Source organism: Bradyrhizobium sp. SZCCHNS2022 (assembly GCF_032377575.1).
Lineage (GTDB): Bacteria > Pseudomonadota > Alphaproteobacteria > Rhizobiales > Xanthobacteraceae > Bradyrhizobium > Bradyrhizobium aeschynomenes.
In genome coordinates this window covers 2,054,756-2,077,837 of sequence record NZ_JAUHHZ010000001.1, presented here as the reverse complement: position 1 = coordinate 2,077,837, position 23,082 = coordinate 2,054,756, and the positions used below count along the sequence as shown (strand labels likewise).

General features: G+C 63.2%; 23 protein-coding genes and 1 tRNA gene. 14 read left to right on the top strand and 10 right to left on the bottom strand.

Annotated elements, in window-relative coordinates; all coding sequences use genetic code 11:
- Window positions 1-7: 7 nt before the first annotated feature.
- The 5 genes from QXZ94_RS09230 (at window position 8) to QXZ94_RS09210 (ending at window position 2,917) form a co-directional block, all read left to right on the top strand.
- A complete protein-coding gene (locus QXZ94_RS09230) occupies window positions 8-226 on the top strand; it encodes a hypothetical protein (protein ID WP_315720150.1) in 219 nt (72 codons plus the stop codon).
- Between the two features lie 77 nt (window positions 227-303).
- Window positions 304-1,038 (top strand): hypothetical protein, encoded by a 735-nt coding sequence (locus tag QXZ94_RS09225; RefSeq protein WP_315720149.1) that lies wholly within the window; start codon window positions 304-306, stop codon window positions 1,036-1,038.
- A gap of 184 nt (window positions 1,039-1,222) precedes the next feature.
- Window positions 1,223-1,411, top strand: coding sequence for a hypothetical protein (locus tag QXZ94_RS09220; protein ID WP_315720148.1), 189 nt, complete (start codon window positions 1,223-1,225; stop codon window positions 1,409-1,411).
- A complete protein-coding gene (locus QXZ94_RS09215; protein WP_315720147.1) occupies window positions 1,395-1,772 on the top strand; it encodes a hypothetical protein in 378 nt (125 codons plus the stop codon). The genes QXZ94_RS09220 and QXZ94_RS09215 overlap by 17 nt, the downstream gene beginning before the upstream one ends.
- 381 nt (window positions 1,773-2,153) lie before the next feature.
- Window positions 2,154-2,917 (top strand): IS5 family transposase gene (locus tag QXZ94_RS09210; protein WP_315719298.1). Its coding sequence is split into 2 segments (ribosomal slippage): window positions 2,154-2,489 and window positions 2,492-2,917, totalling 762 coding nucleotides; the frame shifts between segments, so codons are not numbered across the junction.
- 487 nt (window positions 2,918-3,404) lie between these two features.
- Here QXZ94_RS09210 and QXZ94_RS09205 read toward each other — a convergent pair.
- The 4 genes from QXZ94_RS09205 to QXZ94_RS09190 form a co-directional block, all read right to left on the bottom strand.
- Entirely contained in the window at window positions 3,405-4,889 is a 1,485-nt protein-coding gene (locus tag QXZ94_RS09205) for a gamma-glutamylcyclotransferase family protein (RefSeq protein ID WP_315720146.1), read from the bottom strand.
- Between the two features lie 120 nt (window positions 4,890-5,009).
- Window positions 5,010-5,675: an SOS response-associated peptidase gene (locus tag QXZ94_RS09200; protein ID WP_315720145.1), complete on the bottom strand. Its 666-nt coding sequence runs from the start codon at window positions 5,673-5,675 to the stop codon at window positions 5,010-5,012.
- 46 nt (window positions 5,676-5,721) lie between these two features.
- Complete coding sequence (locus QXZ94_RS09195) at window positions 5,722-6,267, bottom strand: hypothetical protein (RefSeq protein WP_315720144.1); 546 nt, start codon at window positions 6,265-6,267, stop codon at window positions 5,722-5,724.
- A 633-nt stretch (window positions 6,268-6,900) separates the two neighbouring features.
- Entirely contained in the window at window positions 6,901-7,290 is a 390-nt protein-coding gene (locus QXZ94_RS09190; protein WP_315720143.1) for a hypothetical protein, read from the bottom strand.
- A gap of 209 nt (window positions 7,291-7,499) precedes the next feature.
- Between QXZ94_RS09190 and QXZ94_RS09185 the strand changes: the two genes are divergently transcribed.
- A complete protein-coding gene (locus QXZ94_RS09185; protein ID WP_315720142.1) occupies window positions 7,500-7,883 on the top strand; it encodes a hypothetical protein in 384 nt (127 codons plus the stop codon).
- 60 nt (window positions 7,884-7,943) lie between these two features.
- On the opposite strand, the gene QXZ94_RS09180 is transcribed toward QXZ94_RS09185, so the two are convergent.
- Window positions 7,944-8,393, bottom strand: coding sequence for a hypothetical protein (locus tag QXZ94_RS09180; RefSeq protein ID WP_315720141.1), 450 nt, complete (start codon window positions 8,391-8,393; stop codon window positions 7,944-7,946).
- Window positions 8,394-8,652: 259 nt separating this feature from the next.
- On the opposite strand from QXZ94_RS09180, the gene QXZ94_RS09175 reads away from it, so the two are divergent.
- Window positions 8,653-8,901 (top strand): DNA -binding domain-containing protein, encoded by a 249-nt coding sequence (locus QXZ94_RS09175; protein ID WP_315720140.1) that lies wholly within the window; start codon window positions 8,653-8,655, stop codon window positions 8,899-8,901.
- Here the strand turns inward: QXZ94_RS09175 and QXZ94_RS09170 are convergent.
- The 3 genes from QXZ94_RS09170 to QXZ94_RS09160 form a co-directional block, all read right to left on the bottom strand.
- Window positions 8,896-9,501 (bottom strand): thermonuclease family protein, encoded by a 606-nt coding sequence (locus QXZ94_RS09170; RefSeq protein ID WP_315720139.1) that lies wholly within the window; start codon window positions 9,499-9,501, stop codon window positions 8,896-8,898. The two genes, QXZ94_RS09175 and QXZ94_RS09170, sit on opposite strands and share 6 nt — an antisense overlap.
- Window positions 9,502-9,515: 14 nt before the next feature.
- Window positions 9,516-10,829, bottom strand: a complete 1,314-nt coding sequence (locus tag QXZ94_RS09165; RefSeq protein ID WP_315726170.1) for a tyrosine-type recombinase/integrase — start codon at window positions 10,827-10,829, stop codon at window positions 9,516-9,518.
- Between the two features lie 226 nt (window positions 10,830-11,055).
- A tRNA-Asn gene (locus QXZ94_RS09160) sits at window positions 11,056-11,130 on the bottom strand.
- 256 nt (window positions 11,131-11,386) lie between these two features.
- Here QXZ94_RS09160 and QXZ94_RS09155 point away from each other — a divergent pair.
- From QXZ94_RS09155 to QXZ94_RS09135, 5 genes are all read left to right on the top strand, one after another.
- On the top strand, window positions 11,387-11,572 hold the full coding sequence (locus QXZ94_RS09155; protein ID WP_172108807.1) for a hypothetical protein: 186 nt from the start codon (window positions 11,387-11,389) through the stop codon (window positions 11,570-11,572).
- A gap of 126 nt (window positions 11,573-11,698) precedes the next feature.
- Window positions 11,699-12,364: a protein-L-isoaspartate O-methyltransferase family protein gene (locus QXZ94_RS09150; RefSeq protein ID WP_315720138.1), complete on the top strand. Its 666-nt coding sequence runs from the start codon at window positions 11,699-11,701 to the stop codon at window positions 12,362-12,364.
- A 284-nt stretch (window positions 12,365-12,648) separates the two neighbouring features.
- Window positions 12,649-14,034: a TolC family outer membrane protein gene (locus tag QXZ94_RS09145; RefSeq protein ID WP_315720137.1), complete on the top strand. Its 1,386-nt coding sequence runs from the start codon at window positions 12,649-12,651 to the stop codon at window positions 14,032-14,034.
- Window positions 14,035-14,412: 378 nt separating this feature from the next.
- On the top strand, window positions 14,413-15,165 hold the full coding sequence (locus tag QXZ94_RS09140) for a DUF2497 domain-containing protein (RefSeq protein WP_315720136.1): 753 nt from the start codon (window positions 14,413-14,415) through the stop codon (window positions 15,163-15,165).
- 265 nt (window positions 15,166-15,430) lie between these two features.
- A complete protein-coding gene (locus QXZ94_RS09135; protein ID WP_315720135.1) occupies window positions 15,431-18,295 on the top strand; it encodes a valine--tRNA ligase in 2,865 nt (954 codons plus the stop codon).
- A 109-nt stretch (window positions 18,296-18,404) separates the two neighbouring features.
- Here the strand turns inward: QXZ94_RS09135 and QXZ94_RS09130 are convergent, their stop codons facing one another.
- Window positions 18,405-19,028, bottom strand: a complete 624-nt coding sequence (locus QXZ94_RS09130; protein WP_315720134.1) for a DNA-3-methyladenine glycosylase — start codon at window positions 19,026-19,028, stop codon at window positions 18,405-18,407.
- A 134-nt stretch (window positions 19,029-19,162) separates the two neighbouring features.
- On the opposite strand from QXZ94_RS09130, the gene lipA reads away from it, so the two are divergent.
- Both lipA and QXZ94_RS09120 read left to right on the top strand, forming a co-directional pair.
- Entirely contained in the window at window positions 19,163-20,122 is a 960-nt protein-coding gene (gene lipA, locus QXZ94_RS09125) for a lipoyl synthase (protein ID WP_315720133.1), read from the top strand.
- 10 nt (window positions 20,123-20,132) lie between these two features.
- Window positions 20,133-20,606 carry a type II toxin-antitoxin system RatA family toxin gene (locus tag QXZ94_RS09120; RefSeq protein WP_315720132.1) on the top strand — a complete coding sequence of 158 codons (474 nt, stop codon included), beginning with the start codon at window positions 20,133-20,135 and terminating at the stop codon, window positions 20,604-20,606.
- A gap of 380 nt (window positions 20,607-20,986) precedes the next feature.
- Here the strand turns inward: QXZ94_RS09120 and QXZ94_RS09115 are convergent, their stop codons facing one another.
- Complete coding sequence (locus tag QXZ94_RS09115; RefSeq protein ID WP_315720131.1) at window positions 20,987-22,249, bottom strand: methyl-accepting chemotaxis protein; 1,263 nt, start codon at window positions 22,247-22,249, stop codon at window positions 20,987-20,989.
- Window positions 22,250-23,082 lie beyond the last annotated feature (833 nt).

The following is a 23,082-nucleotide window of genomic DNA, read 5'->3' as shown; positions in this document are numbered from 1 at the left end:
GAGACCGATGTCACGACTGGAAAGGCTCCGCGAATACAAACGGCAGGCTGGCCCGTCCGGCGAGAGCCGGGACCGGTCGACGCTGGACTATTGGGCCAACCGCGCGAGCGAGAATTCGTACCATCGCGGTCAGAAGAAGCCCAAGGCAGGCGGACCCGGCCGGACCGACAAGAACCATGTCGGCGAGGATGACTACCTGCCGAACGTCCGACGCGTCGGAAGCTGACATCAAAAGCCGCTGGTGTTCTCGTGGTCGTGCGTCGGAAGTATCGAAAGCCGCTGGCGTTCAAGGATGGCGGAGCCGTGCCGTTCGTTGATCGTGCCCCGGAGCCAAGCGTATCGCCCGTGTCACCGGTCGCAACCGCTGCTGTCGCCGACGCTGTTGACCCGATCAAGCTGGCCTTGGAGGCGCAGCGGCACGCCGAGGAACTGGCGAGGCAGCCGCCGCCGCGTCCGCCCACCATCGCCCAGCAGATTGACCGCATCCCCGGCATCAGCGAGTTCAAGCGCGAGACGCTGCGGCAGTTCCCGAGGCTCATGGACCCGTCCATCGCGCCGCTTGCATCTCGGCATTATGCAGCGGCCTTGGCGGATGGCGTGGAGGACGACACCGAGGCGATGAAGAGCCGCATTCTTGGAGGTGTCACGGCCGACATTGAGCTGATCGAGCGGACGCGCAACGCGCCACTGCGGACCGACCCGGCCGCGTCTGCCACATCCACCATCGCTCCGGTCCGGCGCGATACCACCGAGGGCGTTCCGGGATCGGCAGCAACGCCGCAGCGATCTTTCGCTCAGGTCCCGGCTCGACGTGTTCCGGTTTCTGCGCCGGTCTCGCGCGGCGTACCCACCGCGTCTGGCAGGCGGGAGAGCGGGCCACTGACGCTGAGTGCTGAAGAGCGGGCCATTGCCCGAAATTCGTTCGGTGCGGTCAGCGGGCTGCACATGACGGACGACGACAAAGAGCGGATGTACGCGGCCAATAAGCGGCGTTACTTGGCGATGCTCGCATCCGGTCAATATGGGGGGCAGGGGTGACATACAGCGACGATCCGACCGTGAATGCCGTCGTTGACCTGTGGATGCATGACCGGCTGCCGCATCCTTGGTGTCCCTGCGGCGTAAAGGCACCGCGTCCGCTGACCCGCGCGGATGTCGTTGCCGCGGTGCTGGATCGGTTCGGGGCCGATGCAGCCGGTTCGATCCGGCTCAGGGTGCACTGATGCCGATCCCCACCCGTCAGGACTACGCCATGCGCGACGTCGAGGACCTTGCCGCCAATGTCGTCGTGCGGCTCACGACGATGCGGTTCTTGCCCAAGAACACCAAGCGCGACGTGGCTGGGCTACGCGAGACCCTGCAGCAGTACGTCAATGCAGTGATGGCGATGGCCCATGAAACCGAAAGATGAGACGCGTTACCGTCCCATAGGCGTGGTCAAGAACAGGACCCGCTTGGAGCGGTTCGCCGCGCTCAATGGGTGGGTGACGGCACGCGGCGGTTGGATCGTGTCTTTTCCGGGGGCCGAGCCGGTGATTGTCGAGTGCCTGCCTGGATCGCCCCTGATCGATGAGCTGACCGAAGCCGGATACGAGCTGGAGCCGGCTGGCGAAGGCGAGCGCATCATCCCCGGTCAGATCGTCCAACGGCTGGGGTTGGCATCGAACGGCGCATTCGAGCCGTTGGTGGGGGATGCGACCCAGCCCGCTGCGCTGACAGTGACACACGCCGGCATCGCGCGCGTGCTTCGGTTCAGCTTGGGAACAGCCTAACACCAACGCTGTGCTGCGATCGCGAAAACACCATCTCGACCTCGTAACGCAATACGGGAACTTGGTTCTTAAAGGCCTGTTAACTGCGAAGCACCGAGGATTTGCACCATGATGAAAGCTGATCTTGAGCGCATTCGCGATCTGGCCGTAACGAAGCTAGCCACGGGGAACGAGCCCCCGTGGGTCTGGTATCAACTCATGAAGCTGAGAGAAGCGAGCGAAGCCCTTCTAGAGGGAATGGATGCTACGCAGCCCACGGCAGGTTTACGGGGATCGGAATCCGGTCGGGGAAGCGGTCTCCGACTAGGTTCTGTACTCATAAATGGATTCCGTTAGCTGACGGACGGTGATTCACTCCCCTTAGGTGATTTGGGGGGTGAAATGGCGCGGTTTGACCTGAGCGATCGAGAATGGGCTTTGATCAAGCCCTTGCTGCCGAATAAGCCGCGCGGTGTCGGTCGGGTCGACGACCGGCGGGTTCTCAACGGCATCTTCTATGTGCTGCGGACAGGCTCGCCCTGGCGAGATCTTCCGGAACGCTATGGCCCTTACACGACGGTCTATAACCGCTTTAACCGCTGGGCCAAGGCAGGCGTTTGGGTCCAGATCTTCGAGGTGTTGGCAGCTCGCTCGCCGCAGTCGATGGCGCTGATCGACAGTTCTATCGTCCGCGCCCATCAGCACGCCGCTGGGGGTAAAAAGGGGGCGAGGATCACGCCATTGGCCGTTCTCGTGGAGGACTGAGCACCAAGATCAATGCGGTCGTCGACGAGAACGGACTGCCGGTCCGGCTGATGCTAACCCCGGGGCAGGCCCACGATCTGCGTGCTGCGCCATTTCTGCTCCAAGGGCTCAAATGCCGTGATGTTGTGGCCGACCGTGGTTACGACGCCGATGCCCTCCTGCACATGATCAGAGCCCACGGAGCTAGGGCTCATATTCCCTCCACCAGCCAGCGAGTGGTCCAACGCTCCGTCAGCCGCCGCATCTATCGCAAGCGAAATCTGGTTGAGCGCTTCTTCTGCAAGCTCAAGCATTTCAGGCGCATCGCGACCCGTTTCGACAAGCTCGCTCGCAACTTTCTCGCGGCTGTCGCACTCGGCTCAACCCGCCTCTGGGCCAGGGCTTATGAGTCCACGCCCTAGTGGGGTCAGGCGATCCGCGAGAAAGCGCTCAACGCCGTCAAGATACATTGACGGTACGGCTGCCCACGTGACGGAGAGCCCAAACCCGGCATAGGCCATGATCTCGCGATCGCGGCTATGAGCCGATAGACGGCTTGAGATGTCTCCCTGACCAACTCGGACTGTCCGAGGGACGGGACCGCCGTGCCAGATGATGTACGTACCGATCGTCGGCGTGACACTGGCGAAGTTGAACGGGAGTGGTAGCCAAGTATTGGTGGTACTCTTGATCCAAGTGAGGTTGTTCAGCATTTTGACTCCTTTGTGCGACGCGAAAGTCCTCCCTTGTTTGTTGTAGTTGAGCAACAAGATAGCGTAACTGCCTCCTTGCGGAGAGACTCCGCAGCCGAAGCCCCATCAACTTATTATTACTTAATTTGGCGACTTAATCATTGCGAATCACTAGGGCCGCCCGGGCAGCGGAGTCGCTAGCTCAGCTCCAACTCTGTCACCGCGCCGGGAGTGTGGCGCGCCGCTTCCGGTCCCGGCTCCTGTTGCTGTCTTCGACCGCCTCAACCGATTCGATGTATTCTGCGATATACTCGGGTGGAAGACCGTGTTCTCTGGCGCCCGCAAGGACTAGGTCCCTATACCAGCCATAAGGTTTCAGCGTGTCATCGATGTAGTTAGGGGTGGCGATGTAGGTGAGGACCTTGCGCCGGCGGCCTTTGTCGTTCGTGACCGTAACCATCGAGTGCTCATAGCCGCCGCCGACGCCTTCAGCTTCATCCAGCTTACCGCGCTCGGCAGGATCGAAGCTGAACAGGACCCCGATCACGGCCTTGTTGTTGCCAACGGCAAACGCGTTACACTTTCCAGATTTATCCCTGCTGCGCTTATGAAATCGAAGCTCGTAACCCTGCAAAGTAGCAACGCCAATTGGTTTACAGCTTGGCATGCGCTCGCGAAGGCGAGCGGTTAACATGTTGGACCCATAGGCGAAATAGACGACGGGCTCGGGCGGACCAGAGTCTGCGTTTTTCAGCGGCTCAATCGGCGGATCGCCCGGCCGAAGGATCGTTCGCAGCGGAACAGTCATAATACTATGATCGTCCGTCTTGATGCCCTCGCGAGTGATGATCGGCTGTCCATCCCCCAGATCAAGGATAGGGACCGCCCTTCCGGTCCATCCGCAGTCGGCACAACGCGGTCGTTCCCAAACTACGCCGGGTGCGGCTCCGTTCTCACCCTGTTGTGGTTCGAGATGCGGAGAACCGCAACTCGGACATTCGTCAGGCACACCGCGCACCGCGCGCAGGATTATTCCGATCGCCATGCCGCTGGCGTGTTGGATCAACGAGTGGGCCATGTCGGCGTCAATCCAGGTGGCCGACTTCGAATGCGTTAGCCAGTTGGAAAACGTCCATGCAGACTCAAGGGCACCCTTGAGGGCACCGCGACGCTCTTTGTTGGTCTCGCCTCGCAAGAGATCGTTACATATGATGTCTATCCAGGCCCGGAAGTTCGCCCGTTGTGGCGGGTTGTCAGTCCATATCGCCGCGTCCTGCGCGACCCCGATCAATTCGAGTAGCGCTTCGCGGCAGCGGACTCCAACGGCTTGATAGTCGGCAAGGCTCTGCGCCTGTATTACGGCCGTTCCGGCTTCATCCATCTTCTCAAACACGGGGCCGAACTGGAGAATGTGCAGATCGTGTTCCTGCTGTTCCTCCGTACGAGGGATGCGTAGGGCCAAGCCTATATGGAATGTCAGAGCAAGGTCCATGTTCGGGAATTGCTGCTGAGAATAGAGGTTCATGCCGCCCGTGATGACCCACCAGCGATCCTTGTCGGTGTGAATGTCCCAGACGTCGTGGCACGTGTTCACGACGACCTCTGAATAGACCTTCTGCATGAAAGTCACTTCAAGGTCGGGTGCCTGCCATTCAAAATATTCCCGGACTTCCTCGATCTCCTGTTCCGTTGCTTTCAGCATGGCTGGCTCCAACGGCAAAAACTCGAATATAGACGAGTCGCCGGGGGTTCTAAAATCCGGGGCGGTAGCGCGGGATGGGAAAGCAAACAGGCTACATGCTCAGGCGGAATGGCGTCTGGGTCAACTTGATGCGGAACTATCTTCCTTTGCCTCGCCCCGCGCGACGATCTTGAGCGCATCATCCGCCAATGGTCGCTGCAGCTTCTTGGCCTCGTCCCATGGTCCGCGTAGCCACACCTCGCGCTCTTCAGCCGTGGTCAGGATCACCGGCATTGCCTTGGGATGGATCGGCGCGACAACGGCATTGGGCTCTGTCGTCAAAAACCCATAGATCAGATGCGGGCCGGGGACCGGCTTGGACTTGGTGCCCCGGTCGCCCCTGAACTCGGTCCAGATGCCCGCGAAGCAGGCCAGCGGCCGATCGTCGGACAGCGCGAACCAAACCACGTCCTTCTTCTTGGTCTCCGGATTCGGCTCCGGCGCGTATTCAGCGAAGCTGTTGAAGGGCACAAGGCAGCGGTTCTGCGGCTTGAGCCAGCCGCGCCAGTGTGGTGACGACGTGTTGCGGATGTTGGTGACCGGCGGCCCACCAGTTCGGGGCGGGGGCGGCATGCCCCATCGCTTCAGCGCCATCTCGCGGTCCTCGTCGTTGCCGCGCACGACCGGGGCCGGATAGTCCGGGAACACGCCGGGCATCGGCGGCAGGTTGCCTTCGTAGCGCCGGACGATCCGAAACAGTTCAGCGATCGCAGCTTGATTGGTCGTGATGCTGTAGAGGTTGCACATTTGTGATTGTCGGCTGCGGCGAATGCTCCAGTCGCTGATTGGAGCGTTAGGGATGTTCAAGCATCTCAGACGAGGCCTTAGGATACCAAGCCGACTGCGGAGGGTGCCGCTCGCGGATCATGCTTTCACACTGCTGTAGTAGATGCCGATCAGGGTGTGGATCATCCTCCTTCGCGAGCTCCAGGAAACGAGCCTCTGCCGTCTCAAACAAGTTCATCATTTCGTCATTGAGTCCGCCGTGCCGCCTTATACGGCTCACGAGTATTAGTAAGTTTGTGTAGTTGTCGGTATGCCCGACATAGAGACGGGTTAGTCGCTCAATTCGCTTGCTGATTTGTATAATTGGCTTTGCCACTGCAAGTAAGGCCGAAGCTGATGCTAAGAATCCCCAAATCCAGCGTCCGTATGGCTCAATGGTGAATGCCGCAATTCCCGAGACACCGCTTCCCGTCGTGCCGACGGCAATCAATATCTCCAAAACGTCACTCAGCGTTTGGGTTTTATGAAGCCGTCGGCCATAGTATTCCTTATTCAGCGCGCTGCGACAAAGCAGATTGTAGATCTCGGTGAGTTGATCCGCATCTTTCGTCATACTACTTATCACATGGCGGTGGACAGAAACCCCAAGGTCTCTCTTCGATAAGCCTTCCGGGAGCGATTACGCCCGGCGCAAGCGGCGTGTTATGGCGATAAATATCGGTTGGCGGCTGAGATGGAAGCTGCGGCAAGTTGCCTAAAAGACCACCTCGCGAGAGGCTAGTCATCCGTTCCCAAACTATCCCACATGGGGCGGCACCGCCCCTAGGTGGTACGCAGATGAGTCCCTGTGTCGAATCGTTCCAGACGATCTGACCTGCCCGATAGTGAATATAGAAGTCCGAGAAATCCAACTTTATGCGATCTCTCCATTCGCGAACCAATGAGCAGGGTGCTACTCCCCATGCACTTGCGCATATTGGCCCCTTTTCCGTGTCGTTCCAGATCATCTCCCCGGTGAAATAGCTTACGATCGGGTAGTTCGACCTGAGCGATCCGGGAGGAAGAGTTAAGGTCTCGGTCTTCGCGCGAGCGGAGTTTAACAATAGCGCCGACACAAGAATGACTAGGTGCAATCTCGACATGGATCACCTGCCACAATGAGTATCACTCAAAGCATATTTGCCCCGGTTGCCGTGTCAACCTTTGGGGGGCGGTACCGAAATGCTCAACCTCTGTTAATCAGCGATCAAATTGGCCTGGAGTTCACGGTCGAGACCTTAATCTCACGCAGCGCGACCAGCGCACTGCGCTGATACCCACGCAACTGCGAGCAATCCTTGCAGCGCATGTAGCGCTCCAGCTCGTGTATCGGCGTCGTCTTCGGTCGCCTGATGACGTCGAGCGCCACGGTCTGGTTGGTGTCGCAGCCGAGGCACCGGACCTCAAGATAGCCGAAGCCTCCGTTCAAGGCGTCACCCAGGGTCGGCGAGGGTTGCCCCGGTCCACCGGCTTCAAGCATGAGCTTGTTCCAGGCGATGCAGGCGAGGCGATCGGCCTCTTTGCGGGCGCGCGCGGCTTGCTCCGCTGCGATGCGGATGGCCGTGCCGTAGAGGCGTTCGCGTGACTTGGTGCTCATACCACATGATCCCGGTGAACCGGCCTTATGGAAAGCCGCTAGGTCTTGGGGCTGTGCACAAGCGCGTCGCAACCTGCGGGACGTTGTGACGTCTAGCCAATCGGCACGATGCCGAATGCCAGCGATCGGTCGGAAAACGGTTCGCGGCGCTACCTTGGGTGTTGCCAGAGCCAAACGATTCCGTTTCATTGGGATCAGAGGGGGAGCCGATGAGATTGCTTGGGGTGGTGGCCATCTGCACCGTATTGGGAGCATGTGCAGCGTCTGCGCCGGAGGTCCGTGCGCGCCTCGGTCAGGAATACGTCGGGAAGAATGTCGATACCCTGGTTATGAAGTGGGGGCCGCCGACAAGCAGCTTCCGGATGAACAGCGGTCAATCGTCCCACGTCTGGCAGCTGGCGACTGAGACCACGTTGACGAGTGACAGAAGCGCGAAGACCTACGCTTGCAAGGTCAGCGTGGTCACATCGCCGACCGGCATCATTGAGCAGCTCAACACCGAGGACCCGAACGCAGGTGACGGCTTGCTCGGCGTTGTCGGAGCCTACGGCAGCATGTGCGGCGAGCGCCTTGGGATGAAGCCGCAGGGTTGATGCCGGGTGCGCGGGACGCTGAAGCGGGGAGCCCATGCCGCTGATGTTCTCGACCCGATCCTATCGGCTGGCCTGCGCCGCTTGACGTCTATAGTCCTCAATCATCTCCGGCTTGACGTCGCTCGGATAGCACAGAGGCGACGCGCCTCCCAGCCTTGAATGAGCGCTGCGTGCCCCGCACGCTCTGCCGTTTCTCATCAGATCATCCGGACAAGCGCACGGGTGGCCTGTGGCGTAGTACTGCTCTCGGCTCGCCTTGATAAGGATCGCGACGATGGCGGCGGCAGTGAGCGCGGTCTCCACCTTGCGCTTAGTATCGGGCTGGGCGGGCTTCTCTGGCGGCGCGAGCTTGGTCGGCGTCGGCGCTGGCTGGCGATCGCCTTCCTGCTTGGCTGGCGGGGTTAGGCTGGTGGGCGTCTGACTGATCGGACGGGCAGTCGTCTCCGGTTTGGCAATCGACGGGCTGGCGGTCTCGGTCGGGACGGCAACAAACTCCACCGGCTTGCTCACGGCGACTTGCGCGGCGGGGGCAGGAGTGGGCGCAGGAGTGCCATTGCCGGGCGCACCTTGCCGCCCAACCGAATAAGATACCAGGGCCGTGAGCCCCAGCAGAACAATGACAGCCCCCGCTTTCATGGGTCCATTCAACCCCAAGAGGTAAGCCCGTCAAGCTCACGTGATAAGCCCTCCGAGATTCCGGCTCGCCTTGGTAAAGGCGTCGATGGGCGGAAACTTCGCCGTCGAGATCGTCAGTCCTCCCGGAGCGCCGATGCAAAAGCCGCCGCTTGATCCAGATGTCGCCGACCTGGCACCCGCCGATGAAGTCCTGACTGAGTATGACGAGGACCATCTCGTCACTTACCTCCGGCTTCTCGATGCCGCCGACGCTGGAGCCGACTGGCGGGAGGTGGCGCGGATCGTGCTGCATCGCGACCCGGATGCGGAGCCAGATCGGACGCGGCGCGTCTATGACAGCCACCTTGAGCGAGCTCGGTGGCTGTCAGAGCAAGGGTTATAAGGGTTTCCTGCGAGCGCCGGGTTGATCGGGGCTTCCTGATTGTTGCGGCGGCGCCGGATCGTCCGAGCAGGCTGCCGGTCGCCCGCCAGCACGCACACACTCCCGGTAGCGCCACGGCTCAACGAAGCTGCCCGCCCACATGCCGCGCTCGGCCTTCTCGGCGGCGCGCTGCTGCTCCGCATACTGCCCCTGCGAGTACTTGGGCCAGTCGAGGGCAAGGCCCTTGGAGACGAGCCATTGGCCAAGGTCGGGGCCGGGAACGCCGAGCAGGCAGACCGCGACTGTCCGGCCATATTGGTCCTTCTCCTTCGGAGTGCAGGTCACCGGGCGGGGAATTGCGTACAAGATCGCGGCCAGCGATGCCGCCGACTGTCGGCCGCACGGATAGAGATCGCTGTCGCTGTTGCGGCAAAGCTGATCGCTCTCCGGGGCATCGATCCCCCAAAGCCTGATGCGCTCGCCGTGGATTTCGATGGTGTCGCCGTCGACCACCGTGGCACGGCCGACGATCTCGTCGGCAAGCCCGAGGTCAGCGGTGAGAGCCCAAGACGCGGAGGCGAGCGCCAAGCGCAGAAGCAATGAGCGGCTCACGGTCTTCATCTGAGAACTCGATTCTACGCGGCAACCACACGCAGATCGGGCTTTGGCGCGTCGCGCAGCTGGTCGATCTTGTCGGCCCAGAACTGCATCATCTCGGTCCGCTCGCGCCACGCGCCATCGGCCGATCGCTTGTAGAGCGACCGGGTCGAATCATCGTTGTGGTCGAGCTGCATTTCAACGAGGGTGCCTTGCTCCGGCCAAAGCCAATCCGGACGACCGTTCCGCTCGATTCGAGCCTCATTGATGAGGGTCGAGGCGGACGACCGGAAACCGTGGGCGACATGGCGATTAGTGTAGCCCATGGCCTTGAGGGCGACGTTGAGCGTGTTCTCGCTCATGGTCCGGGCCGACTGGCGGCCAGGGAACAGGTACGGCGTGTGGCCGGTCAGGTCGTGCAGTTCGCCGAGCAGGGCGATGGTCTGCCTTGCGAGCGGGACCTCATGAGGCTTGCCCGCGCGGGGATCGTCCGCCTCGGTCCGCTGCGTCCGCTGCTTCAGGACATTGAAGGGCACCGACCATTTCCGGGCCTCGAAATCAATCTGGTCCCATCGGGCACCGATCAATTCGCCCGGCCGGACGAACGTCAGAGCGAGCAGCTTCAATGCAATGCCCGTCAGATTGCCCTCGCGGCCTTCGTATTGGTCGATTGCCCGGAGCAATTGGCCGAACTCGGTCTCGGTGATCAGAGCGGGGCGCTTCTTTCGGCTTCTCTTGGTGCCCCGGAAGGAGTTGCCGTCGTCGTTGACGCCGACAAACGGATTGACCGGGATGTAGTGGCGGCCGACAGCGAAGCCCATGATCTTGCGGGCAACGCCCTGGAGCCGGACGCGGGTCTCATATTTGCCTTCGGCCTGGACAGCGCGCAGCACCTCGACCAGATCGGACCCTTTGACCTCTGCGATCTGCTTCTTGCCGAAGGCCTTGTCGAGATACCGGACCATGCGTTCGGCGCGGTCGGCCGTCTTGCTGGCGACGCCATCGCCCAAGGCTTGCTCTTTCAGCCAGAGGGCGGAGACCTCACGAAAGGGAACCGCCTGCTTCTGGACCTCTTTGCGGTTGCGCTTCTCGGCATTGGGATCGCCGCCGCGCTGGACCAGCGAGGCCGCCTGACGGTGCTCCTCGCGCGCCTCGGCCAAGGTGACGGTCGGATAGGTCCCGATCGCGAAGGTCTGTTCCTTGCCACCGATCCGATACTTGTATCGCCAATAGCCGCGCCCATGAGCCACGACCTGCAGGTAAAGGCCGCCGCCGTCCGACATTTTGAACGACTTCTCGGCCGGTTTGGCCGCTCTGATCTTGGCGTCGGTAAGCTTATGGATCGCTTTCATTTGGGGGCATCTCCGGGCTCCGTTTGGAACGGAGGGATGATACCCCCAACTTTGCACCCCCCAAAGGCCGGTACCCCCAACCGCTACCCCCATGCTCGGGCGCTGCTTCGAACGTCAAAAGACGGGGTTGGAAGGACCCTAGGGCAAAAGCCAGAGAAAAAGCAGGGTGTTACGCCTGTGTTTTGGATCGATCTGGATTGTTTGGGAAGGGCCAGAGCCAAGTGTCTGGCTCCCCGGGCTGGATTCGAACCAGCGACCATTCGATTAACAGTCGAATGCTCTACCGCTGAGCTACCGAGGAACAGGCGAAGCAATGTTCGCGAGCGGGGTGCGTATAACAAAGCCCTTTCGCCTTGCATAGAACGAAATCGCATCTTGATGACAATTACGGTTGCTCAGCCAATTTCACGATTTTTCAGCAACTTACTCTGATTTTGAACGGTTGGTGGGCAGCTGGCGCCCACAGTTGGATGACAAGAATTTCACTTGGACAGCGGCAAACCGGCACCGATAGTTGCTGGAACTTGCCAGTCACCGGGGTCAGGGAGTGTTGTCAGATGCCGAACACCATCATCCAGTTCACCCAGGCTGTCGCTGCGCCCTCGCTGATTCCCGACCCGCTCGAGCGTCTCAGCGATGACGAGTGCCTCACGCGATTGGCCGATGCCGTGACACGCGGCGAATCGGAGCAGCTGGACGAGATCGTGCAACTGATCGGCCGGCTGGCTGTGGTGATCGAGTAGTCCCGTCGACGATCACCCGACATCGCGGTGTGTCCGTTCGAACCGCGTGTTGCCTTTTCGGGAGCCTTGTACCAAAAGATTGCGCAGATCGTTCGCGGTCCATCCGCTTTGCTTGCAGGTCTGCTCATGTCTTCATTCGCGACGGCGCGCCAAAAAATGGTCGATGGTCAGGTCCGGACCAACGACGTGACCGACCACCGCGTGCTGGACGCCATGTTGACCGTGCCGCGGGAGGCTTACGCTCCCGCCGACCGGCAGGCGCTGGCCTATCTGGATCTCGATCTCGACGTCTCTGAAACTGCTGGCGCGAAGCGGTTTCTGATGAAGCCGATGCTGACAGGAAAGCTGCTTCAGGCTGCCGAGATCAAGCCGACCGACAGCGTCCTCGTCGTGGGCTGCGCGACCGGCTATCTCGCGGCCCTGGCCGCCAGGCTGGCCGGCAGCGTGACCGCCACCGAGATCGATCCCGCCTTGGAAGGACGCGCCAAGCAGTTGCTCGGCGCGGCCGAAGGGTGCCCCGTTACGATTCGTGTCGCGCCGGCCGTGCAGGGCGATCCGGCCGACGGCCGGTTCGACGTGATTCTGCTCAATGGGGCCACCGAGATCGCTGTCGACGGCCTTTGTCGCCAGCTCAAGGACGCCGGGCGGCTCGTCGGCGTCTTCGGCAAAACCAGGCCCGCCCGTGCCATGATCTTTACGCGATCGCATGGTGACATCGGCAGCAGGGTCCTTTTCGATGCCGCGGCACCAGTCCTTCCCGGTCTCGAACGGGTCCCCGAGTTCGTGTTCTAGGCGTTCATCGACGTTCCCTCTCGATTCGCTCGGGCGTGCGGTCATCCGGTCGTGCAATGGGCCGTCGTTGAGTCGTCTTGGCGGCTCCGCTCAGGCAAAATTCTGTTTCAAATCAGAAGTGTGGCCCGGATGCTGCACGTGGGGAGATTTCCGCAGGAGTTCCAGGGGAGGGTGGTTCCGTTGCGCTTGCATGGGGAATAAGGTGCGAGGTGCGCGGGAGTCTCTTCAACAAGTTACGGCCCGGCTCTGGCGTTCGAGCCGGTAACAAAATGAATGGAACAGGGATGTTTGGGGTGAAGCTCGTCACCGCGGCGGCGGCTGCGGTTCTCGTGATGGCTTGTGCGGGGCCGGCGCCTGCGCTTGCCGACACGATCGAGGCTGCGCTGGTGCGCGCTTATCAGAACAACCCGCAACTGAACGCGTCGCGGGCGCAGGCGCGTGCGGTCGACGAAGGCGTCCCACAGGCGCTCTCCGGGTATCGGCCGAAGGTCAATCTGACTGCGACGGCGGGCATTCAATATACGGACTTGCAGGCAGCGCCGGGGGCACCGGCCGTTAACGGCGTACAGAGGCCCCGCAGCGTCGGTCTGACCGTCAACCAGAATCTCTACAACGGCCAGCAGACGGCAAACGGCGTGCGCAGGGCCGAGGCGAACGTCTCGGCGCAACGCGAGGCCCTCCGCGTGCTGGAGCAGCAGGTCCTGCTGCAGGCGGCTACCATCTACATGGACTATCTGCGCGACGCGGCGATCGTCGAGGTCCAGCGCAGCAACACGCGGGTGCTGGAGCAGACACTCAAGCAGACCCGCGATCGTTTCAACGTCGGCGAGGTGACCCGAACCGACGTCGCACAATCCGAAGCGCAGCTCGCCGCGGGCCGCACCCAGCAGCTCACGGCCGAAGCCAACCTGACCGCGACGCGCTCGAACTTCCGCCGCATCATCGGCAACGATCCCGAGAACTTGGCTCCAGGCTCTCCTGTCGACCGGTACTTGCCGCCGTCTCTGCAGCAGTCGATCGAAACGGCGCTGACGGAAAGCCCGAGCGTAACCTCGGCGATGTATGGCATCGACGTCCAATACCTGCAGGTCAGGATCAACGAAGGTGCGCTGCTGCCGACGGTCAATCTCCAGGCTCAAGCCCAGCAAGGCTATGAGTCGAGCTTGCAGTCCTACCGTGGGTTCACCGCTTCGGCCGTCGCCTCGGTGAACGTCCCGATCTACAACGGAGGCGCGGAATATGCGCTGATCCGTCAATCCAAGGAGTCGTTGTCGCAGCAGCGTCTGGTCCTTGAGCAGACGCGCGATCAGGCTCGCTCCGACGTGGTATCTGCCTGGGGCAAGCTGCTCGCCGGCAAGGCCCAGGTGCAGTCGGCGCAGGCCCAGGTCTCGGCCTCGGAGATCGCCTTGAACGGCGTCCGCGAGGAGGCCAAGGCCGGCCAGCGCACCACTCTCGACGTCCTGAACGCCCAGCAGGCGCTCGTCAACGCGCGGGTCTCGCTGGTGACCGCCCAGCACGACCGTGTGGTTGCATCCTATTCGGTCCTTCAGACCGTCGGACGCCTTTCGCCGCAGGTGCTGAACCTGCCGACGACAACCTACGATCCGAGCGTGCACTACCAGCAGGTTCGGGACAGTTGGGCGGGTGCACGGACCCCCGATGGTCGTTAGTGAAATCTTAATATCAGTGCTGATCCCTCGGTCCTTGGCCGGGGGATTTTTTTATGGCACATGCTGTGGTTGTGATGATTGCGCGACGCTTGCCCGGCGAACTCCGTGCTCCACCGGTTCGCGGCGGGCGTTGCTTGCATTCATTTGTTGCCATGACATAGCCTCAAAATGGCCGCCGAACGATTCGGACTACGTCGGATGTTGTTCCAAGAATAGACTCCGAGATGAGCAGTATCGTTCTGTTGTTTTGTATCAATCGGGCCTCGTCTGGAGACAGTTTGGCATGTCCGTTGAGAAGTCCAAGCCAATTGGATCCGGCGCCCGGGACTTTTGCGCTAAGCCGACGCGTGCGGCGGCATCGCTGATTTGGAGTCGGAAATGACGCAGCCTGCGAAGGTCCAAGAACCCTCCATGGAGGAGATTCTGGCGTCGATCCGGCGTATCATTGCCGACGACGAAGCCAAGCCGCCGGCAGCCGAGAAGGCGGCCGCCCCCGAGCCCGTGAAGGCCGAGAAGCCTGCTGCTGCGCCCGCTCCAGCGCCCAAGCCCGTGATGAACGACATCCCGCCGTCGAAGATTGCGGCGGCTCCTGCCAAGCCTGCGCCACCCCCACCGGCGCCGCCGCCTGCGCCGGCTGCGACGAACAATCAGGACGACATTGACGCATTGCTGGCGGGTTTGGATGAAACGACTCCGGTCGCCGAGGTCAGGCCGGCGGAACCCGAGCCTGAGCCCGAACCAGAAGTACTCGAGTTGACGGACGACATGGCAGTGGCACCACCGACCCCCGCTCCGGCCCCCGCGGCGGCCTCCTTCCGCAAGGTGGATCCGCAGGACGACATCGAGTTCATCGAGTCCGGGCGGCTCAACCACAAGGCCGCCAGCTTCGAAACCTCGTTCGAGCAGGTCTCGCCGAAGCAGCCGATCATGGCGCCATCCACGGTCAACGCCGTCGAGTCGGCGTTCAACGCGCTGGCCAACACGGTGCTGAGCAACAATGCCCGGACGCTGGAGGATCTCGTCAAGGAGATGCTGCGCCCGATGCTCAAATCCTGGCTGGACGACAATCTTCCGGCCCTGGTCGAGCGCATCGTCAAGGCCGAGATCGAACGGGTCTCGCGGGGCCGCTGAGGACAGGGCGGGGCTCTCACGCTGCCGTCAATGTTGGCCGCCGCTGTTGACTTGGCGGCCCGCGGCGGCTTTCTAGCCTGTTCAAGCTGATGCCGGCCGGGCGGATCGGAGAGAGGTCTCCGAGAGCGCGATAGGTGGCCGGACGTCGGTCCGAAAAGAGCCCAAGCCCCAATAGCTTGCGCGAGCTTTTTCAGGTCGCGATGAAGACCCGGACGAGCCGCGCCATCCCGAATTGGACGGCGGCCTTGCGCCCGCTGGAAGTGTCATGATCGAGAAGAATTATCAGCCCGCCGACCTCGAGGGACGCATGTCCCTGATCTGGGAGGATGCCCGCGCGTTCTCCGCCGGCCGCCCCGATCGCCGCGGCGCCGATCCCTTCACCATCGTGATCCCGCCGCCGAACGTCACCGGCTCGCTGCACATGGGGCACGCGCTCAACAACACGCTGCAGGACATCCTGTGCCGGTTCGAGCGCATGCGCGGCCGCGACGTGCTGTGGCAGCCCGGCACCGACCATGCCGGCATCGCCACCCAGATGGTGGTCGAGCGCCAGCTGATGGAGCGCCAGCAGCCGGGCCGCCGCGAGATGGGTCGCGAGAAGTTCCTGGAGCGCGTCTGGCAATGGAAGGACGAGAGCGGCGGCACCATCATCAACCAGCTCAAGCGCCTCGGCGCGTCCTGCGACTGGGGCCGCGAGCGCTTCACCATGGACGAGGGCCTGTCCAAGGCCGTCGTGAAGGTGTTCGTCGAGCTGCACCGCGCCGGCCTGATCTACAAGGACAAGCGCCTCGTCAACTGGGACCCGAAGCTCTTGACCGCGATCTCCGACCTCGAGGTCCAGCAGATCGAGGTCAAGGGCAACCTCTGGTACCTGCGCTACCCGATCGAGGGCAAGACCTTCAGTCCCGAGGATCCCTCGAGCTTCATCGTCGTCGCCACCACGCGTCCCGAGACGATGCTGGGTGACAGCGCGGTCGCCGTGCACCCCGATGACGAGCGCTACCAGCATCTCGTCGGCAAGCGCGTGATCCTGCCGCTGGTCGGGCGCGAGATCCCGATCGTGGCCGATACCTATTCCGATCCGGAGAAGGGCACCGGCGCGGTCAAGATCACGCCGGCGCACGACTTCAACGACTTCGAGGTCGGCCGCCGCCACGGCCTGCCGCAGATCAGCATCCTCGATCGCGAGGGCTGCATCGCGCTGGTCGACAACGAGGACTATCTGCGCGGCCTGCCGGAGGGCTCCGAGGAGTTTGCGAAGGAGTTCCACGGCATCGAGCGTTTCGCTGCGCGCAAGAAGATCCTGGAGCGGCTTGAGACCTTCGGCTTCCTCGAGCGCATTGAGCCGAACACGCACATGGTGCCGCATGGCGACCGCTCCGGCGTCGTCATCGAGCCGTATCTGACCGACCAGTGGTACGTCGACGCCAAGACCCTGGCGCAGCCGGCAATCGCGGCCGTGCGCTCGGGCGCGACGACGTTCGTGCCGCGCAACTGGGAGAAGACCTATTTCGAGTGGATGGAGAACATCCAGCCCTGGTGCATCTCGCGCCAGCTGTGGTGGGGCCATCAGATCCCGGCCTGGTACGGCCCCGACGGCAAGGTGTTCGTCGCCGAGACCGAGGAGGAGGCCGTCGGCCACGCCATCGGCTACTACGTCGAGCAAGAAGTGATCACGGCGGAGCAGGGCCGTGAGATGGCGCTCGACCGCAACAAGCGCGAGGGCTTCATCACCCGCGATGAAGATGTTCTCGACACCTGGTTCTCCTCGGCGCTGTGGCCGTTCTCGACGCTCGGCTGGCCCGACGACACGCCCGAGGTGAAGCGCTACTACCCGACCAACGTGCTGGTCACCGGTTTCGACATCATCTTCTTCTGGGTCGCCCGCATGATGATGATGGGCATCCACTTCATGAAGGAGGTGCCTTTCTCGACCGTCTACATCCATGCGCTCGTCCGCGACGAGAAGGGCGCCAAGATGTCGAAGTCGAAAGGCAACGTCATCGATCCCCTGGCCTTGATCGACGAGCACGGCGCCGACGCGCTGCGCTTCACGCTCGCCGCCATGGCCGCCCAGGGCCGCGACATCAAGCTGTCGACGCAGCGGGTCGAGGGCTACCGCAAGTTCGCCAACAAGCTCTGGAACGCCAGCCGCTTTGCCGAGATGAACGGCTGCACCGTCCCCGAGGGCTTCGATCCTGCCTCCGCGAAGGAGACGCTGAACCGCTGGATCGCCCATGAGGCGGCCGCCGCCACGCGCGAGGTGACCGAGGCGCTGGAGGCCTATCGCTTCAACGATGCGGCCAACGCGATCTACCGCTTCGTCTGGGACGTCTATTGCGACTGGTATGTCGAGCTCTCCAAGCCGACCTTGCTGGGCGAAGAGGGGCCGGCCAAGGATGAGACCAAGGCGATGGTCGCCTGGGCGCGCGACGAGATCCTCAAGCTGCTGCATCCGTTCATGCCCTTCATCACCGAGGCGCTGTGGGAGTCGACGGCCAAGCGCGACAGCCTGCTGACGCTCTCGCCGTGGCCGCACCGCGTCGACACGCCGACCGTCGCCGAGATCGCGGCGCTGTCCGCTGCCAGCTTCGGCGATCCGCTGGTGCCGCCGGTGCTGGTGTCATTCGATGCCGCCAGCTTCAAGGACGAGGCGGCCGAGGCCGAGATCGGCTGGGTGGTCGATCTCGTCACCGCGATCCGCTCGGTCCGCGCCGAGATGAACATCCCGCCGGCCACCTTGATGCCGCTCGCCCTCGTCGGTGCCTCCGCCGAGACCCGCGACCGCGCGCCGCGCTGGAGCGAGGTGATCAAGCGCCTCGCGCGGCTGTCGGACATCACCTTTGCGGACACCGCGCCGGAAGGCTCGGCCCAGCTCGTCATCCGCGGCGAGGTGGCAGCGTTGCCGCTCAAGGGCGTCGTCGATCTCGCCGCCGAGCGCACCCGGCTCGGAAAGGAGATCGCCAAGGCCGAGGCGGACATCGAGCGCGTCGACAAGAAGCTCGGTAACGAGAAGTTCGTCGCCAACGCGCCGGAGGAGCTCGTGGAGGAGGAGAAGGAGAAGCGCGAGGCGGCGCTGGCGCGCAAGGCCAAGTTCCAGGAGGCGCTGTCGCGGCTGCAGGGCGTCTGACGCGACGCTCTCTCTCTCCGTCATTCCGGGGCGATGCGAAGCATCGAACCCGGAATCTCGAGATTCCGGGTCTGGTCCTTCGGACCATCCCGGAATGACGGCCCAGCAGTTAGCCCGGAAACGGCTTGCTCAGGAATCGCGAGCCCTTCAGGCCGAAGCGCCAGGGCTTCTCGACGGCCTTGGTGATGCCGATGCGGACGCCGGTGACGATCTCGACATCGGCAGATCGTGCGAACAGCTCGATCGGCGGAGCATCGAGCGGCAGCGCGTTATGCGCGATCGTGATCCCCATCGCCTCCGTCAGCTTGCCCGGCCCCGAGCACAGCATCCTGATATCCTCCAGCCCGCGCCGTCGCTGCATCTCGCCAATCCCGAGCGTCGGCTCGATCGCCCGGATCAGCACCGCGCTGGCCGAGCCCGCAGGCTCGCAGACGAAGTTCACGCACCAATGGATGCCGTAGGAGCGGTAGACATAGGCGAAGCCGGGCGGGCCGAACATCACCTGGTTGCGCGGGGTCGGTCCGCGGAATGAATGTGCCGCCGGGTCGGTGTGGTGATACGCCTCGACCTCGACGATCACGCCGCCGACGCCGTCGACCAGGAACGTCGCCCCGATCAGCTCCGGCGCCACCTGGAGCACGTCGCGGGCGAAGAACGCCCGCGTGAGGCGCTTGCCAGGCGCTGCGCGCGAGGGCCGGGAAACTCCGGTGGTTCTTGCCGGTTTTTGCGCCATTCTTGAAGAATTCCGCCGGGATCAGCGCGGTTCCGCGCTGCCCATATCTGCCATGCCCTGGTATCCTCGGCCAGCCGGTTGCGGCGCAGCCCGCCACGGAATAGCTAGGGCGCAACAGAGATTTGCTGGGCATCATGGTCACCATCGTCGACATCAACGCGAACACGCCGCTGCGCCCCCGCCACCCCGAGAAGGTGAACCGGCCGGACTCGGTCTCGCCCGCCAAGCCGGCCTGGATCCGCGTCAAGGCGCCGACCACCCGCGGCTATGCCGACACCCGCAACATCGTCCGCGAGAACGGCCTGGTCACCGTGTGCGAGGAGGCCGGCTGCCCGAACATCGGCGAGTGCTGGGACAAGAAGCACGCCACCTTCATGATCATGGGCGACACCTGCACGCGGGCCTGCGCCTTCTGCAACGTCAAGACCGGCATGCCCGCCGCGCTCGATGCCGGTGAGCCCGAGCATGTCGCCGAGGCGACCTTCAAGCTCGGCCTTGCCCATGTCGTCGTCACCTCGGTCGATCGCGACGATCTCGCCGACGGCGGTGCCGCCCATATCGCCGCGACCATCCGCGCCATCCGCGCGAAGTGTCCGACCACGACCATCGAGGTGCTGACGCCCGACTTCCTGCGCAAGGAGGGCGCGCTGGAGCAGGTCGTCGCCGCCAAGCCGGACGTCTTCAACCACAATCTCGAGACCGTGCCGTCGCGCTATCTCTCGGTCCGCCCGGGCGCGCGCTACTTCCACTCGATCCGGCTGCTGCAGCGGGTCAAGGAGATCGATCCGACCATCTTCACCAAGTCCGGCATCATGGTCGGCCTGGGCGAGCAGCGCCACGAGGTGCTGCAGGTGATGGACGATTTGCGCTCCGCGGAGGTCGATTTCCTCACCATCGGGCAGTACCTGCAGCCGACCAAGAAGCACCATGCGGTGATGAGCTTCGTCACGCCGGAGGAGTTCTCCAACTACGAGACCGTCGCCTACACCAAGGGTTTTCTGATGGTGTCGGCCAGCCCGCTGACGCGCTCCTCCCACCACGCCGGCGAGGATTTCGCCAAGCTGAAGGCCGCGCGCGACGCGCTCGCGCGCTGATCGAGACGAGATGCCGAGATTTTCCAACAAGCGCCGCGTCGCGCATACGGCCGACCAGATGTTCGACCTCGTTGCCGATGTCGAGCGCTATCCCGAATTCGTGCCGCTGTGCGAGCGGCTGGTGGTGCGCCAGCGCAACGCGAAGCCCGATGGCACCGAGGTGGTCGTCGCCGACATGACGGTGTCGTTCAAGCTCGTGAAGGAGACCTTCACCAGCCGGGTCACGCTGGACCGCGCCAAGCGCAACATCCTGGTCGAATATGTCAGCGGGCCGTTCTCCAGCCTGGAAAACCGCTGGAGCTTCGAGCCAACAGGCGAGGGCGCCTGCGAGGTGACGTTCTTCATCGCCTACGAGTTCAAGAGCCGCATGCTGGCGATGCTGATGGGCTCGATGTTCGACACGATCTTCGCGCGGATGTCGGCGGCGTTCGAGAGGCGGGCGGACGCGATCTACGGGCGCAAGCCGGTGGTGTCGCCGACGTAAGTCTTTCTCTATGGCTGCCTGGTAGACGACGACGTAAGTCTTTCTCCATGCCAGCCGATGGTAGACGACAGAGGGCGCCTCACCCTCAGTTGTCGTCCCGGCGAACGCCGGGACCCATAACCACAGGATGTCGTGTGGCGGTACGCCCGTCGTTCCGATCTCGTCTCACCACATCCGCCGCAGAGTATGGGTCCCGGGTTAAGCCCGGGACGACGGCGGAGGGTTGGTCGGCCGCGTGCCAACTCACAGCAAAGCTGCCCCCTATCAAGCCGCTGCCAGCTCGACCTGGCTTCAAAGTCCTATCCACGTTTCAAACAGCTGCTCCGCGACATCGTCGCGGAGCCGGTCTGATCGCGGACGGTCAGTCTGCGACCAAGACCCTACGCCGCCTGCACGGCGGTCAAAAAGTCCTTCACCTTGCCGCGCAGCTCGTCGGCATGCTTGGAGAGCTGACCCGCAGCTCCCAGCATCTGCCGCGCGGCGCCGCCGGCGGATTCCACCGTCTGGCTGACCGAGCCGATATTGGTCGCCACCTCGCGGGTGCCGCTGGCGGCCTGGCTCACCGAGCGCGCGATCTCCTGCGTCGCGTGGCCCTGCTGATCGACCGCGGTGGCGATCGTCTTGGCGATCTCGCTGATCTGGCCGATGGTGCCGCCGATACCCTGGATGGCGGCCACCGTGTCGCTGGTGGCTCGCTGCATCGCGCTGATATGGGCCGAGATCTCGTCGGTCGCCTTGGCGGTCTGGCTCGACAGGCTCTTCACCTCCGAGGCGACCACGGCAAAACCTCGGCCGGCATCGCCGGCCCGCGCCGCCTCGATCGTGGCATTCAAAGCGAGGAGATTGGTCTGGCTGGCGATCGCATTGATCATGTCGGTGACCGCGCCGATTTTGGCGGCCGCATCCGCGAGGCTGTTGACGAGGTCGTTGGTGCGAGAGGACGCCTCGACCGCTTCGGCCGCAATGGTCGAGGAGGTCGCGACCTGGCGGTTGATCTCGCTGACCGAGCTCGACAGCTCCTCGGTCGCACCCGCGACCGACTGAACGTTGGACGAGGCCGAGCTTGACGCCGATGCGACCAGCGCCACGCGCTGCGCTGCCTGGTCGGCGGTCGTGGTCAGCGACGCCGCGGTGGTCTCGACCTCGCGCGAGGCGCCGGAGATCGCATTGGCGATCGCGCCGACGCTAGCCTCGAAATCCTTGGCGATCCGGTCCAGCGCACGCTTCTTCTCCTCGCGCGCGGCGACGAGGTCGGAGAGATCCCGGCGGAAGCTGAAGACGTAGGTCTGGCCCTCGATCGTGGTCGGCACCAGCGTGATCTGCACCAGCGCCGGGCTGCCGTCAGCGCGCTTGGTGGTCCATTCGAAGCTGGCATGGCCCTCGCGCTTGGCCTTGGCGTCCATCTCGCGCACCACGTCGGCGGATTTCTTGCCGTTGGGCTGGACTTCCGGCGCCATCGCCGCCGGCGAGCGCGACAGCAGATCCTGCTTGCTGCGGAAACCGCCGAAGCGCACCGCACTCTCGTTGCAGGCGATGATCTTGCCCTCGGACATCACCAGGATGGCGTCGCGATGGCGTTCGAACAGCTCGGCCATCAGGAGGTTGTGCACGCGATCGGCCGACTTGCCGGAGAAGAAAGCCATGGGGATACCGAATCCACTGTCAGAGAAGAATGAGCGAGAGGTAGCAGGACAAAATTAACCAAAACCTTTCGGCGCACGGTCGGTGAGCGATATTCATCGGGAGGGGCGCGTTCCGGACAAATACGGGTGAGAGTGGCTGCGGGCGTGCAGCCGCGTCTTCCGCGGCGCGATGACGCCCGGGCTGTGCTCGTCGATCACCCTCGGAACAATCACGAGGGCGCAGGGAATGCCGGGCGCTGGCCGCAACCCATGGCCCGCCTGCAACAAAAAAGCAGGCGGCAGTCACCACAGGTTCAGCCGACATCCGGCATTCCCTGCGCGATGGTCTTCACGCTTATACGCAGTCTCCCCGGGGACCGGCTATCTTGCCCCCGTGACCGGCGGATCATCACCGCCGGCGTGACACCAGCATCGGGGCGTCAGGACGCTGCGACTTCACGTCCGCCAAGAGCCGTTCGTCGGCACGTCCTTGGACGCGCTGGGGCTCACCGGCGGCCATCGCCTCCCCACCTCGCGTCTCGTGACGATCGCGATACGTCCCTCGTGTCGAGGCGGGATGAGGGGAGAAAACATGAAATTCGGAAAAATGAAAGTAGGATATTTTTGCTGTGAGGACTGGACAGTGAGTCGGGTGTTGAATGCACAGGAGAAATTCGCCGCGCGACGCACGGCTTCTGTCGCGCTTTCCGGCCGCTGCAGGGTGGAAACGGCGACCGCCGCAAGCCGGGAGCATTGCTGATTTGCCCGACGGGCGGGCTATGCTGGCGCACGATGTCCCCTGGGGCGACTGGCTACATCTCACGTCTGCGACGATGATCTGCGATCACGAGGAG